The 14,549-nt window shown below is 45.1% G+C and carries 12 protein-coding genes; all 12 read left to right on the top strand.

The window, feature by feature from the left end; translation table 11 throughout:
- Window positions 1-60: 60 nt before the first annotated feature.
- The 12 genes from L2D08_RS02350 to sigG all read left to right on the top strand — a co-directional run bounded on the left by L2D08_RS02350 (window position 61) and on the right by sigG (window position 14,549).
- The gene (locus tag L2D08_RS02350; RefSeq protein WP_242232129.1) at window positions 61-1,953 is read left to right on the top strand and encodes a stage V sporulation protein D; all 1,893 of its coding nucleotides are present in this window, start codon (window positions 61-63) and stop codon (window positions 1,951-1,953) included.
- 129 nt (window positions 1,954-2,082) lie between these two features.
- Window positions 2,083-3,558, top strand: coding sequence for a UDP-N-acetylmuramoyl-L-alanyl-D-glutamate--2,6-diaminopimelate ligase (locus L2D08_RS02345; protein WP_242232128.1), 1,476 nt, complete (start codon window positions 2,083-2,085; stop codon window positions 3,556-3,558).
- Complete coding sequence (gene mraY / locus L2D08_RS02340) at window positions 3,555-4,526, top strand: phospho-N-acetylmuramoyl-pentapeptide-transferase (RefSeq protein ID WP_242232127.1); 972 nt, start codon at window positions 3,555-3,557, stop codon at window positions 4,524-4,526. The genes L2D08_RS02345 and mraY overlap by 4 nt, the downstream gene beginning before the upstream one ends.
- A complete protein-coding gene (gene murD / locus L2D08_RS02335) occupies window positions 4,523-5,872 on the top strand; it encodes a UDP-N-acetylmuramoyl-L-alanine--D-glutamate ligase (protein WP_242232126.1) in 1,350 nt (449 codons plus the stop codon). The genes mraY and murD overlap by 4 nt, the downstream gene beginning before the upstream one ends.
- Window positions 5,873-5,913: 41 nt before the next feature.
- Entirely contained in the window at window positions 5,914-7,023 is a 1,110-nt protein-coding gene (gene ftsW / locus L2D08_RS02330; protein ID WP_242232455.1) for a putative lipid II flippase FtsW, read from the top strand.
- A 129-nt stretch (window positions 7,024-7,152) separates the two neighbouring features.
- Window positions 7,153-8,262, top strand: a complete 1,110-nt coding sequence (gene murG / locus L2D08_RS02325; protein ID WP_242232125.1) for an undecaprenyldiphospho-muramoylpentapeptide beta-N-acetylglucosaminyltransferase — start codon at window positions 7,153-7,155, stop codon at window positions 8,260-8,262.
- Window positions 8,263-8,332: 70 nt separating this feature from the next.
- The gene (locus L2D08_RS02320) at window positions 8,333-9,166 is read left to right on the top strand and encodes a cell division protein FtsQ/DivIB (protein ID WP_242232124.1); all 834 of its coding nucleotides are present in this window, start codon (window positions 8,333-8,335) and stop codon (window positions 9,164-9,166) included.
- 215 nt (window positions 9,167-9,381) lie between these two features.
- Window positions 9,382-10,692, top strand: a complete 1,311-nt coding sequence (gene ftsA / locus L2D08_RS02315; RefSeq protein WP_242232123.1) for a cell division protein FtsA — start codon at window positions 9,382-9,384, stop codon at window positions 10,690-10,692.
- A 31-nt stretch (window positions 10,693-10,723) separates the two neighbouring features.
- Window positions 10,724-11,890 carry a cell division protein FtsZ gene (gene ftsZ / locus L2D08_RS02310; protein WP_242232122.1) on the top strand — a complete coding sequence of 389 codons (1,167 nt, stop codon included), beginning with the start codon at window positions 10,724-10,726 and terminating at the stop codon, window positions 11,888-11,890.
- A 228-nt stretch (window positions 11,891-12,118) separates the two neighbouring features.
- Entirely contained in the window at window positions 12,119-12,967 is an 849-nt protein-coding gene (locus L2D08_RS02305) for a sigma-E processing peptidase SpoIIGA (RefSeq protein WP_242232121.1), read from the top strand.
- A gap of 21 nt (window positions 12,968-12,988) precedes the next feature.
- Window positions 12,989-13,708, top strand: coding sequence for an RNA polymerase sporulation sigma factor SigE (gene sigE, locus L2D08_RS02300; protein WP_242232120.1), 720 nt, complete (start codon window positions 12,989-12,991; stop codon window positions 13,706-13,708).
- Between the two features lie 61 nt (window positions 13,709-13,769).
- Complete coding sequence (gene sigG, locus L2D08_RS02295; protein ID WP_242232119.1) at window positions 13,770-14,549, top strand: RNA polymerase sporulation sigma factor SigG; 780 nt, start codon at window positions 13,770-13,772, stop codon at window positions 14,547-14,549.

Genomic DNA, 14,549 nt, shown 5'->3' with positions numbered 1-14,549 from the left:
TTTTTTTTGTCAATTTTCATTAAATGAAGCATATGATCATGAAGAAAAGGAGTGTGGACAATGCGGGTGCGAATGTTTTGGATCCTTCTTTTGTCTTTTTTGGCTTTTTCGGCATTGGTCATCCGCACCGGCTATATCCAGCTTGTTAATGGGGGTGAGCTGACAGATAAAGCAGAAGAACTGTGGGGAAGAAGCATCCCTGCTGAGCCGGAGCGCGGTCTGATCCTGGACCGAAATGGAAAAGTATTAGTGGGGAATAAAAATGCGCCGACGGTTTATGTGATTCCGGCTCAAATTGACGACCCGAAACAAACGGCCAAGAAGCTGGCCGCCGTTCTCGGGGAGAAAGAATCGGTTTTGTATGAACGAATGACAAAACGTTCTTCAATTGAACGTCTTTCTTCCAAAGGCAGGCATTTATCCGCTGAAACCGCGCAGGCGGTGAGGGATCTTCAATTAAAGGGAGTCTGGCTTGGGGAAGACTCGATCCGGGATTACGTAATGAAGGACAGGCTTGCCCATATTATTGGATTTACAGGAGCTGACAACCAGGGGCTTGCCGGGATCGAGGCCTATTATGATAAAAAGCTTTCTGGCAAACCAGGTTCGATCCAAATGTATACAGATGCGAAAGGAAACCAAATGCCGGGGCTTACCAATCATTATGAGGAACCGGTAAATGGAATGGATTTAAGTTTAACGATTGATGCGGATATTCAAGCTGTAATGGAAAGAGAGCTGGATCAGGCTGAAAAAACGTACAAGCCGGATGCGGCTATGAGTATCGCAATGGATCCGAACACAGGGGCTATTTTGGCGATGTCTTCACGCCCGTCTTATGACCCGGCCCGCTTTAGCAAATATGATCCAGATGTATATAATCGAAATCTTCCTGTATGGAGCACGTTTGAGCCGGGATCAACGTTTAAGATCATTACACTGGCAGCTGCTTTAGAAGAAAAGAAAGTAGATCTTGATAAGGATCACTTTAATGACCCCGGCTACGTGGAAGTGGATGGTGCGCGGCTGCGCTGCTGGAAGCGGGAAGGGCACGGCCATCAGACTTTCCTTGAAGTCGTGCAGAATTCTTGTAACCCGGGTTTTGTAGAGCTCGGTTCACGCCTTGGTGAAAAAAAGCTTTTTTCTTACATTCGCAAATTTGGATTTGGCGAAAAAACAGGCATTGACTTGTATGGAGAAGGAACTGGAATCCTTTTTACAGAGGAATCGGCCGGTCCGGTAGAAGCGGCAACGGCGGCTTTCGGACAAGGTGTAGCCGTTACACCTATCCAGCAGGTGACAGCAGTGTCCGCGGCGATAAACGGCGGCATATTGTATGAGCCGTATGTAGCCGAGAGCTGGACAAACCCGGAGACAGGCAAAACGGAAGAGGTTCGTAAGCCGAAAAAGGTACGCCGGGTTATTAGTGAAGAAACATCGAAAGAAGTGCGGCGCGCCCTCGAAAACGTAGTAGCCAAAGGAACCGGACGAAACGCTTTCGTAGACGGATACCGGGTTGGAGGGAAAACAGGTACCGCCCAAAAAGCGAAAGACGGCCGTTATCTTGAAAACAACCATATTGTTTCTTTTATCGGAATGGCGCCCGCAAATGATCCGAAGGTGGTCATTTACACGGCTATTGACAACCCAAAAGGCACGGTTCAGTTTGGCGGTACAGTCGCCGCCCCGATTGTCGGAAAAATGATGCAGGATGTTCTTCCGCTGTTAAACGTTGAAAAACAAACGAATCAGATCGAAAAAGAAAAAGCCTGGAATGACCCGGATTTCATTCAAGTGCCTAACTTGATTGGCCTGTCAAAAAAGAAATTAAAAGAACAGCTGATCAATGTTGAAATTGTAGCTGAAGGAGCGGGAGATAAGGTCGTGTACCAATCGCCGAAACAAGGGGTAAAAGTAGAGAGAGGAAGCAAAGTACGCGTTTTATTAAAATAAAAGAGCCTATGCCGCCAAATTTGATCGAAACAGGCTGAAAAGCATTCGCATCGGCGGCTTTTTTTCGTTACAATAGAAATCGCGGGAAATTGTACATAGTGTTTGCAGAAAAGAAAGGATTGAAAAAACGTGGATTTATCAACTGTGCTCCGAGCACTTCCATTTTATCAGCAAGATAAGGATGGAAATCCGGCGATTACGTCGATGGAAAACGATCACCGCCTCGTTCAAGAGGGATCAATATTTATTTGTATAAAAGGATTTACCTTTGATGGCCATAATGCTGCGGAAGAAGCAGTGAGAAAAGGAGCAGCTGCCATTGTAGCAGAACGGCCTGTGGACGTATCTGTTCCAGTTATTTATGTACCGGAAACAAAACGGGCAATGGCGCTTTTAGCGGCTCATTTTTACGGTTACCCGACAGATTCCTTCCACCTAATTGGGATTACAGGAACAAACGGAAAAACAACTACGAGCCATTTAATTGATCATATTTTACGGGTTCACGGAGAGACGACTGGTTTAATTGGAACAATGTATATGAAGATTGGCGACCAGACTATTGAAACGAAAAACACAACACCAGAGAGCCTTACGCTCCAAAAAACATTTTCAAATATGAAAGAAGCAGGTGTAACGGCTGCAGTTATGGAAGTATCTTCTCATGCTCTCCAAGAAGGGAGGACAAACGGCACTGCTTTTAATGTAGCAGTTTTCACCAACCTAACGCAGGATCATCTCGATTTTCATAAAACAATGGATGAATACCGGACAGCAAAAGGGCTGTTGTTTGCCCGCCTTGGAAATGTAATGCATTCCGACCGTCCGTCTTTTGCGGTGTTAAATGCCGATGATGCAGCTTCCGCTGTTTACCGTTCGATGACGGCGGCGCATGTTGTTACCTATGGCATTGACCATCCAGCTGACATTCGTGCAAAGGATATTCGGCTCACCTCAGGAGGAACAGCTTTTACCATTACGTATCCGGGTGGAGAGCTGCAAGTTCAGTCAAAATTAGCCGGCCGCTTCAATGTATACAATATGCTTGCTGCGTTTGCGGCCGGCTTCGTCTCAGGCATCAAGCCGGAAACCATTCAAACAGCGCTTGAGCAGGTGGAAGGAGTAGCAGGCCGTTTTGAAGTGGTGCCAAATGACCGTGATATTTCGGTGATTGTTGATTACGCGCATACACCGGACAGCTTAATTAATGTTCTTCAAACGGTTCGGCCATTAACAAAAGGGCGGGTAATTGCCATTGCCGGATGCGGCGGTGACCGTGATAAAACAAAGCGCCCGCTTATGGCACAGGCGGCTTGCAAGTATGCAGATGAAGCGATCTTCACATCGGATAACCCGCGCAGCGAAGACCCGAAAGCCATTTTGAAAGATATGGAAGCAGGTGTGCCGCAGGAGCGTTATACGGTGATTGAGGATCGAAAAGAAGCCATTTTTGAAGCGATTCGTACGGCGAAGCCTGGCGACGCGGTTGTGATTGCAGGGAAAGGCCATGAAACATATCAGCTTATTGGAAAAGATGTTTTTCATTTTGATGATCGGGAGATTGCGAAAGAAGCACTTCTTCAGAAGGACGGTGGACAGGCATGAATGAGTGGCAGATAGCGTTAATTATTGCGGTTTCGTTTTTAATTACGGTTTTTATTGCCCCGTTATTTATTCCTTTTTTAAGGAGACTGAAGTTCGGGCAGAGCATTCGTGAAGAAGGACCGAAGTCTCACCAGCAAAAATCGGGCACACCGACAATGGGCGGAATCGTCTTTTTGCTATCTATTATTGTGACGACGTTGTTTTTTGCCCAATTATTTGATTCAATCGGTACAGAAACAACCTTGCTTTTACTTGTAACCATTGGATTTGGACTTCTTGGGTTTTTAGATGATTTTATTAAAGTCGTGATGAAGCGCAACCTTGGTCTGACATCCTTGCAAAAATTAATCGGCCAAATTATTATTTCTATTATCTTTTATGTGATTTATGCGCAGCAAGGATTATCAACGGAGCTTTCATTTGGTTTTTTCTCCGTTGACCTGGGCATTTTATATGCGCTGTTTGTTCTTTTCTGGCTGGTCGGTTTTTCAAACGCAGTGAACTTAACCGACGGACTTGATGGCCTCGTATCGGGTACGGCAGCTGTTGCATTTGGAGCATATGCGGTCATTGCCTGGAGCCAGGGGCTTGATGAAACAGCCATTTTCGCCTTTTCAGTTGTTGGGGCTGTCATCGGTTTTCTTGTATTTAACGCTTATCCGGCCCATGTATTTATGGGAGACACAGGATCGCTTGCGCTGGGCGGTGCGATCGCGGTACTATCTATTTTAACGAAGTTTGAGTTTTTGCTACTTCTTATTGGGATTGTATTTGTAGCAGAAACACTATCGGTTATTTTGCAGGTCTGGTCATTTAAAACTAGAGGGAAACGAATTTTTAGAATGAGTCCGCTGCACCATCACTTTGAACTAGGCGGCTGGTCTGAGTGGCGTGTAGTGGTCACTTTTTGGTCCGTCGGTGTGATTGCAGCAGCGGTCGGTCTATGGATTGGAGTATGGAACATATGAAGCAGATTAATCAATTTAACGGAAAAAAAGTACTTGTATTAGGTTTAGCAAAAAGCGGGCTCGCAGCTGCCCGTTTGCTGAAAAAACTAGGCGCTGATATCACAGTCAATGATGGAAAGCCGCTTGGAGAAAATGAAGCTGCCCGCTCACTTTCGGCAGAAGGAATTAAAGTGATATGCGGAAGCCACCCGGTAGAACTGCTGGATGAAGGGTTCGAGCTGATCGTGAAAAACCCGGGTATTCCCTACTCAAATCCGATCATATCCAAGGCGGTCTTAGACGGACTGCCGGTGATTACGGAAGTAGAGCTTGCCGGACTGATTTCTGAAGCGCCGTTTATTGGCATCACCGGCACTAATGGCAAAACAACAACGACGACACTGATCGATGAAATGATGAAAAAAGGCGGCAAAAGTACTGTGCTTGCCGGTAATATCGGCAAGGTAGCATCTGAGGTCGTACAGCAAGCCAAGCTGGAGGATCATGTGGTGATTGAGCTTTCCTCTTTTCAGTTAATGGGGATTCAGGAATTTCGTCCTCGCATTGCGATTATCACCAATATTTATGATGCCCACTTAGACTATCACGGATCACGGGAAGAGTACGTTGGAGCAAAGATGAAAATCACGCAAAACCAGACTGGCGAAGACTTTTTAATTATTAACGCGGACCAGGAAGCTCTTCTGTCTTTGGCCGGGGCGAGTATGGCGAATGTCATTCCATTTTCCGTGCGCCAAAAAGTAGAAAATGGGGCTTATATCGAGAATGGAATGGTGTATTTTCAAGAAGAAGGAATTATGCCGACAGCAGATATCGCATTGCCGGGCAGCCATAACCTTGAAAATATTTTGGCGGCCATTGCGGCAGTTAAACTATCAGGTGTGGCAAATGAAGCGATTATCCATGTTCTTAAGACTTTTTCAGGTGTGAGACACCGGACCCAGTTTGTACGCGAATGGAACGGCCGGAAGTTTTATAATGACTCTAAAGCAACCAATACGCTTGCGACAAAAAGTGCCCTCACAGCCTTTCAAGCTCCTATCATTCTGCTCGCGGGAGGGCTCGATCGGGGCAACGGCTTTGATGACCTGCTTCCGTACCTGCACGATGTCAAAGCAGTTGTGACGTTTGGAGAAACAGCGGAAAAATGGAGAGAAACGGCGGAAAAAGCCGGCATTACCTGTATTGAAAAAGCGGAATATATGACTGATGCGGTACAAAAAGCAGCTGCACTGTCAAAAGCAGGAGATGTTGTTTTATTGTCTCCAGCTTGTGCAAGCTGGGATCAATATAAAACCTTTGAAGAACGCGGAGACATATTTATCGACTGTGTGAATACGTTATAAGAAAGAGCCGGGGCCTTGATGGCTCCGGTTTTTTAATGCGCATGAGAGGGGTGGCTGCTGTTTCTACTCGTGGAACGGACAAACTGTTTTTGCTGCTTGTCTTGTTGTTAACAGGAAGCGGCCTTCTGATGGTCGCAAGCGCTGGAGAAGTATGGGGGCAATTTAACTATGGGAATTCTTTTTATTTTGTAGAAAGACAAGCCGTATTTGCTGTAGCCGGGATCGTGGTGATGACGGTATTCTCACGCTTTGATTATAGGATTTTCAAGACCTATTCAAAGCATGCGCTTATCGTCGCATTTTTGCTGCTGATCGCTGTACTCATTCCGGGGATTGGGATGGTGCGCAACGGGTCACAAAGCTGGATTGGCGTAGGCTCTTTGTCCTTCCAGCCCTCTGAGTGGATGAAAATGGCTCTTGTTTTTTTTCTGGCATCCATCCTGTCTGAACGAAAAAAAACCATTCACTTGTTTTGGAAAGGGCTCTTTTTTCCGCTTTCTGTTATCGGGGCTGCTTTTGGCTTAATTATGCTGCAGCCGGATCTTGGAACAGCGGCCGTTATGGGGGGAACTGCTTTTCTTTTGCTGTTCAGTGCGGGAGCACCGATTCGCTTTTTTATGACGATCGGTATAACAGCAGTGATTGGATTGGTTGGACTCATTGCATCGGCACCCTATCGAATGAAGCGTATTACGGCTTATTTGGATCCATGGTCGGATCCGCTTGGAAGTGGGTTTCAAATAATTCAGTCTCTTTATGCGGTTGGACCGGGAGGGCTTTTTGGGCATGGCTACGGAGAAAGCCGGCAGAAATATTACTATCTTCCTGAACCACAGACTGATTTTATTTTTGCCATATGGTCAGAAGAAACGGGCTTTCTTGGTGCTGTATGGATTATTCTTTTATTTTTCCTGCTTATTTGGCGCGGAGTATATATAGCCATGCGGATTGACGATCCATTTGGCATGCTGCTCGTTTTCGGCTTGACGGCTATGATTAGCCTGCAGTCTTTCATTAACCTTGGGGTCGTAGTAGGACTTCTTCCAGTAACAGGGGTAACCCTGCCGTTTTTAAGCTACGGAGGCTCTTCTTTAACTATGACACTGGCATTGGCGGGAATTGTTTTAAGTGCAAGCCGTCATATGCGGTAGTATTGAAGGAAATTTACGGGTTTTTCAAGATAATATTTGATTCTCGTGACACATTGATTTAAGATGAAAATGCATTGGACAGCTGTTTAAACAACAAAAGCTGCCAGATGAATTATTGAGGTGACAGAATTGAAAATAGTAGTCAGCGGCGGAGGAACGGGCGGACATATTTACCCGGCACTCGCACTTATTCGGATGATTAAACAGAAACACCCGGACACATCGTTCCTATACATCGGAACAGAAAAAGGACTAGAATCCAAGCTTGTTGTACGGGAAGGGATTCCCTTCCAATCAATCGACATTACGGGATTCCGCCGGGCAGTTTCATTTGAAAACGTGAAAACGGTTATGCGCTTTTTAAAAGGCGTTAACGACTGTAAAAAAATGCTGAAAGAATTTCAGCCGGATGTTGTGATTGGTACAGGTGGCTACGTATGCGGACCAGTCGTGTATGCAGCTGCGAAAATGGGAATCCCATCAATTGTCCATGAACAGAACAGCGTGCCGGGACTGACAAATAAATTTCTAAGCAAGTATGTGGATAAAGTGGCGGTTTGTTTTGATGCAGCAAAAACACACTTTCCGGCAGCAAAAACCGTTCTTACCGGCAATCCTAGAGCTTCCGAAGTGATCGAAGCGAGCGGGGCGGGTGTGCTGCAAAAGTACGGGTTTACATCTGGACGAAAAACCGTTCTTATTTTTGGGGGAAGCCGCGGCGCCCGTCCTATTAATGATGCGGTAATCGAGGCATTGAACAACTTGGCGGACCGCAGCTACCAGGTGCTGTACGTCACAGGTGATGTTCACTATGAACGCGTTTCGACGGAGCTGCAGACTGCAGGGAAGCCTGATAATGTGGCGGTTGAGCCGTTTATTCATAACATGCCGGATGTGCTGGCTGCTTGTGATCTGGTAGTAGCAAGAGCAGGGGCCACTACCCTTGCAGAGCTGACAGCGCTCGGTATTCCGTCCATTTTAATTCCAAGTCCGTACGTAACAAACAATCATCAAGAGAAAAATGCACGCTCTCTAACGGACCAGGATGCAGCAGTGCTGCTGCTTGAAAAAGATTTAACAGGCGCGTTGCTCGTGAAAGAGTTGGATGCTATCCTGATGAATGAGCCGCGGCTCGGCAAAATGAAAGAACAAGCAAAACGTTTGGGCATTCCGGATGCGGCAGATCGTTTATATAATGTAATGGTGGAATTAACAGAAAGAACCAGCCGTTCATCTTGAACACATGGCAGTCAGCCGCGTTAAAAGAAACCACGCGCGGCTGGTTTGCAGCATGGGCAGAGGTGTGAACATGACAAAGGAAAAAATCATTTCAATTGAGGATCGCATTCCAAAGCTGAAACAAATCAGAAAAAAGAAAGCGAACCGCCGGCTGCTGCTTTTACTATCTTTGTTTTTCGCGCTTATTCTTCTTGTTGTGTATCTGCAGTCTCCCTTAAGCAAAGTGGCAGACATTCATGTGCAGGGAAACAGTCTTGTGACAAAGCAGGAAGTAATTGAGAAAAGCGGGCTTGTAAAAGGAAGCAGTATTTGGGCAGCCGGGAAGGGGAGGGCAGAAGAAGCTCTTTTAAAAGACGACCGCATTAAAAAAGCGGAGGTTACAATTGGGTTCCCAAATGATTTGATGATTTCAGTGGAAGAGCATAATGAAATTGCTTACGCTGCTCAAAAAGGCGGGTTGTATCCTGTTCTTCAAAACGGGAAAATTTTAAGCCAGCCTCTGAGCGGTGCACCATTACAGCTTCCGATTTTGTATAACTTCAAAGAAGGAAAGGCGCTCGATTTGTTTACAAAAGCAGCCCAAACACTTCCGGATGAAGTGTATAACACAATTTCTGAAGTGTACTATGATCCAAAGAAAAATAACTCTCTTCATATAAAGGCGTTTATGACAGATGGGTTTGAAGTGTCTGCCACTCTCTCCACATTTGCTGAGAAAATGGTTTACTACCCTTCCATTTCTACGCAGCTTAATCCCGATGTAAAAGGTGTAATCGACATCGAAGTTGGTTCGTATTTTAAAGCCTATGATCCAGCTCAGCAGCAGGAACTAGCAGAAGAAGCCGAAGAGGAAGCGGCAGGAGAAACAACAGAGGAAAGAACACAAGAAGCAGATACTCCATAAAGTTTTCTTAAAACTGAATAACTTAGCCTTTTCGAGCTTCTTATCTTAGTGTAGACTTGTATGAGAGAGTTTAAGAAAAACATCAAAAATACTAAACTTTAAAAGGGAAACACGCTGAATATGACGAATTACGTTCTTAAACATGTATTCGTAGAGTAAATGTGCGAATGTTTGTTCGATTATTCACGCTTTTATGGTAAAGGAGGTGCCGCAGCATGAATAATAATGAAATTTTAGTTAGTCTCGACATCGGTACATCCGCGATTAAAGTGATTATTGGCGAAATGGTTAATGATTCCTTAAATATAATTGGTGTCGGAAATGTAAAATCAAAAGGCATTCGAAAAGGAGCGGTCGTCGATATTGACGATACCGTTTATTCGATTAAAAAAGCGATTGAACAGGCGGAGCGTATGGTAGGCCTAGAGATTGGCTCCGTGATTGTTGGTATTGCTGCCAACCACGCCATTTTGCATCCGTGCAATGGCGTTGTAGCTGTTTCAAGCGAAAATCGGGAGATTACAAGTGAAGACGTGATCCGGGTTAAAGATGCGGCACAAGTGATGTCTATTCCACCCGACCGGGAAATTGTTAATGTAATTGCCAAACAATTTATTGTAGATGGCTTTGATGAAATTAATGATCCCCGCGGTATGCTCGGTGTACGTCTTGAAATGGAAGGGATCATCGTAACAGGTTCAAGAACATTTTTACATAACACGCTGCGCTGTGTAGAGCGTGCGGGTCTTGAGATTAATGAAATTGTTCTGCAGCCGCTTGCGAGTGGGGAAATCGCTTTATCTATGGATGAGAAAAATCTAGGCACTGTACTAGTCGACATCGGTGGCGGCTCCACGACAATTTCTTACTTTAGAGATGGCTATATTCAGCAGACCTCTGTCCTGCCTGTTGGCGGCGATCATATTACAAAAGATTTATCCATTGGTCTGCGTACGTCAACAGAGGAAGCCGAAGGAATTAAAATTAAGCATGGACATGCTTTTTATGATTTAGCTTCTGAAGAAGAAGTGTTCAGTGTTCCGGTGATTGGCAGTGACCAGCATGATCAATTTAACCAGCTTGAAATTTCAGAAATTATCGAGGCAAGACTAGAAGAATTGTTTATGATGGTTGTGGAAGAACTTCGCCAGTCGGGTATTCATGATATTCCGGGTGGATTTGTTTTAACCGGCGGATCATCCGCAATGAATGGCATTCTTGATTTGGCACAGGATGTATTTCAAAATCGTGTACGCGTTGCGATTCCTGATTATATCGGTGTACGTGAGCCGCAATTTACAACGTCTGTAGGCCTGATCAAGTATGCATATAAAAATGCCCGGTTAACGGGACGGAAATTAAGTGAATCCAATCAAGCGGCTCCGGCGGCGAAAGAAGTTAGAAGAGAGCGCCAGGAAGTCAAGCAGGAACCGAAGCCTGTGAAAAAAGAGCAGCCTCATGACGGAGAAGAAAAAGGCGTCAAAGGAAAAATGAAAAGACTTTTCGGGTACTTCTTTGAAGAATAGAAAAAGAACGCATTAAATAGGAGGATTTGCCATGCTGGAATTCGATACAAGTTTAGATTCGTTGGCAACGATTAAAGTTATCGGCGTAGGTGGTGGCGGTAACAATGCCGTCAACCGAATGATTGAGCACGGAGTGCAGGGAGTGGACTTTATTGCCGTCAATACGGATGCGCAAGCTCTTAATTTGTCAAAAGCAGAAGTGAAAATGCAAATCGGCAACAAGCTGACGCGCGGACTAGGTGCCGGTGCTAACCCTGAGGTTGGAAAAAAAGCGGCCGAAGAAAGCAAAGAGCAAATTGAAGAAGCGCTTAAAGGCGCTGACATGGTGTTCGTAACAGCTGGTATGGGCGGAGGCACAGGAACAGGTGCAGCTCCGGTTATTGCACAAATTGCAAAAGATCTTGGCGCCCTGACAGTAGGGGTTGTGACACGTCCATTTACATTCGAAGGCCGTAAGCGTGCAACGCAGGCAGCTGGTGGAATCGAATCAATGAAAGCGGCAGTAGATACATTAATCGTCATTCCAAATGACCGCCTGCTTGAAATTGTCGACAAAAGTACACCAATGCTTGAAGCATTCCGTGAAGCAGACAATGTTCTTCGCCAAGGGGTACAGGGTATCTCTGACTTGATCGCAACACCGGGTTTAATCAACTTAGACTTTGCTGATGTAAAAACTATTATGTCGAACAAAGGTTCTGCTTTGATGGGAATCGGGGTTGCTTCGGGTGAAAACCGTGCAGTGGAAGCGGCGAAAAAAGCCATTTCCAGTCCTTTGCTTGAAAAAGCTATTGACGGTGCGCAAGGTGTGCTAATGAACATTACCGGCGGCACAAACTTAAGTCTTTATGAAGTACAGGAAGCAGCTGATATTGTATCTTCAGCTTCAGACCAAGACGTAAATATGATCTTCGGTTCTGTTATTAATGAAAATTTAAAAGAAGAAATTGTTGTTACAGTTATTGCGACTGGTTTTAAAGAGGTGCCAGGTGAAGCAGGCCAGCAGGTTCGTCCCGGCCTTGGCCAAGTAAAACCACAGCCTTCGCAGCCAGCTTCGCAACAGCAGCCGAAACCGCGTGAACTGAAGCGTGAAGATACGCCGGCGCCGGAGCAGCCAATGCGCCAGCATCAACAGCCTTCAGCGGATGATACGTTGGACATTCCTACATTTTTACGTAATCGCAATAGAAGAAGATAAAAAGCAGACCCGCCACTTATGTGGCGGGTTTTTTTGTGCATGCTAATTCTTACAGGCAAAGGGCGCACCGTACTATGTAAAGGGCGTAACAGGCTTTTTCCATGCCCGAATTAGACATGATTCGGAAAAACTACTGTAAAAATTCACTTACATTCCGACATACATCCCCTATTGAATCCGGTACACTAATGCACATAGGACAGGCAGCCGGAAAAAAGGAGGGATCAATTGGCCGGTTACGCAGAAGGGATTATTTTTTTTAATTTTGCTGCGGATGCACTGCTTCTTTTCGTAACAGGAAAGCTGAGCGGGCGTACATTCAGGGTGCCCCGGCTGCTTGCGGCTTCGTTAGCTGGAACTATCCCCGTATGTATCTATTTAGCAGCAGGCCCGACCGGACTTTTGCATAAATCGCTAACGGTCATCATGCCTGTGTTCATGATTCGTATTGCGTTTCAAACAACCGGTATAAAAAGCCTTGTTTCTATGGTTCTTACCTTTTACTTTACTGTTTTTTTAACAGGCGGCATTTTATTCGGATTTCAATCTATGTACAGGCAATATGCCGATGCGGGAAAATGGTCTCTCATATTCTTTTTTATTGTATCAGTGGCCATTTCCTTTTACTTTATTCAACGCCGCTTATTAGGTTTAAATGCTTCAAGGCGGGTAATCAGTCAGACAGTTCCCGTTTCTTTTACACTTTGCGGAATTAACTGGTCAGGGCACGGATTGATTGATACGGGCAATGCGCTGTGTGATCCTATTTCAAAAAAAGAAGTGGCAGTCTGCCAGATTCAGCCCTCCGAGGAGTGGCCTGAAGCGCTTTTTAAAGAAGACATCAGTGATCTGCTCCATCTCCCGGACACTTGGACTGAAAAACTCGTTTGGGTACCATCTAAATCTATTCATGCTGAAAGCAGGCTGCTTGCCTCCTTTCGTACAGACAGCTTTACTATATGGATAAATGGAAAAAAACAAGAAACGAACAGGACGCTTGTCACGTTTACGGACAAGATGTTATCGGATGACGAAGCGTTTGCGTGCATCTTGCATCCGAATATGGTTCGGGAATGAATTGAAAGGTGAGTGGACAATATGCGGCAGGTAAAAACGAAATGGATGTACGTAATGTATAATATGATTCAAAAAGCCGGGCTTAAATCCAAGGCGATTTACTATATCGGCGGCAGTGAAGCACTTCCGCCGCCGCTTACACGTGACGAGGAAGCGCATCTTTTAACGAAGCTGCCTTCCGGAGACAAAGCAGTACGCGCTATGCTGATTGAGCGAAATTTGCGCCTTGTTGTGTATATTGCCCGGAAGTTTGAAAACACTGGCATTCATATTGAAGATCTCATCAGCATCGGAGCAATCGGGCTTATCAAAGCCGTAAACACTTTTGATCCCGAAAAGAAAATCAAACTTGCGACTTATGCGTCCCGTTGTATTGAAAATGAGATCTTAATGTACCTGCGCCGCAATAATAAAATCCGTTCGGAAATCTCATTTGACGAACCGCTTAACATCGATTGGGACGGAAATGAACTGCTTTTATCCGACGTGCTGGGGACCGAAAGTGATATTATCACAAAAGGCATTGAAGAAGAAGTGGACAAACACCTTGTAGCAGAAGCGCTTGAAGACTTAGAAGGCCGTGAAAAACAAATTATTGAAATGCGGTTTGGACTGAATGGACAGGAAGAAAGAACACAAAAAGATGTCGCAGATTTGCTGGGCATCTCACAGTCTTATATTTCACGGTTGGAGAAAAAGATTATCGGAAGACTAAAAAAGGAACTTAATAAACTGCGCTGAATAATTTCTTTCGGGCCGGCAATACTGTTTTGAGAAACAGACATCATGAGGAGGAACAGTGATGGCCCGAAATAAAGTTGTTCTGTGCGGCGTCGACACATCGACGCTTCCTGTATTAACAAATCCTGAGATGAAAGTGCTGTTTGTAAAATACCAAAATGGGGATAAAGAAGCCCGTGAAGAACTGGTTACCGGAAATTTACGCCTCGTTTTAAGTGTAATTCAACGATTCAACCACCGTAATGAACAAGCCGATGACTTGTTTCAAGTAGGCTGCATCGGTTTGATGAAATCCATTGATAATTTTGATTTAAGCCACAATGTCCGCTTTTCCACTTATGCGGTTCCGATGATTATCGGTGAAATCCGCCGGTATCTGAGGGATAATAATCCTATTCGAGTATCACGCTCGCTGCGCGACATTGCTTATAAAGCTTTGCAGGCAAGAGAAAGGCTGACAGCCGAACGGTCTGTCGAGCCGGCAGCGGAAGACATTGCACGTGAAATCAATGTGCCAAAAGAAGAAATGGTTTTTGCTCTTGATGCGATTCAAGATCCCGTTTCATTGTTTGAACCCGTTTTCCAGGACGGAGGCGACCCTATTTACATGATGGATCAAATCAGCGACGGAAAAGACAGGGAAAAAGAATGGGTAGATACAATGACGGTGACCGATGAGCTGAGTAAATTATCAGACCGGGAACGAATGATTATCGAAAAACGCTTTTTTACCGGACGTACCCAGATGGAAGTAGCAGATGAAATCGGTATTTCTCAAGCACAGGTATCCCGGCTCGAAAAAGGGGCCATCAAACAAATGAAAAAGAAAATAAATGGTTAA

Origin of the sequence: Domibacillus sp. PGB-M46 (assembly GCF_022668875.1) — a bacterium.
In the GTDB taxonomy this organism is placed as follows: domain Bacteria; phylum Bacillota; class Bacilli; order Bacillales; family Domibacillaceae; genus Domibacillus.
This window is presented reverse-complemented; position numbering and strand designations above follow the sequence as displayed.

Bases quoted from the DNA above. Each gene is read 5' to 3' on its own strand.
- L2D08_RS02350 (WP_242232129.1), top strand. From the start codon at position 61: ATGCGGGTGCGAATGTTTTGGATCCTTCTTTTGTCTTTTTTGGCTTTT.
- mraY (WP_242232127.1), top strand. From the start codon at position 3,555: ATGAATGAGTGGCAGATAGCGTTAATTATTGCGGTTTCGTTTTTAATT.
- murD (WP_242232126.1), top strand. From the start codon at position 4,523: ATGAAGCAGATTAATCAATTTAACGGAAAAAAAGTACTTGTATTAGGT.
- ftsW (WP_242232455.1), top strand. From the start codon at position 5,914: ATGAGAGGGGTGGCTGCTGTTTCTACTCGTGGAACGGACAAACTGTTT.
- L2D08_RS02320 (WP_242232124.1), top strand. From the start codon at position 8,333: ATGACAAAGGAAAAAATCATTTCAATTGAGGATCGCATTCCAAAGCTG.
- ftsA (WP_242232123.1), top strand. From the start codon at position 9,382: ATGAATAATAATGAAATTTTAGTTAGTCTCGACATCGGTACATCCGCG.
- ftsZ (WP_242232122.1), top strand. From the start codon at position 10,724: ATGCTGGAATTCGATACAAGTTTAGATTCGTTGGCAACGATTAAAGTT.
- sigE (WP_242232120.1), top strand. From the start codon at position 12,989: ATGCGGCAGGTAAAAACGAAATGGATGTACGTAATGTATAATATGATT.
- sigG (WP_242232119.1), top strand. From the start codon at position 13,770: ATGGCCCGAAATAAAGTTGTTCTGTGCGGCGTCGACACATCGACGCTT.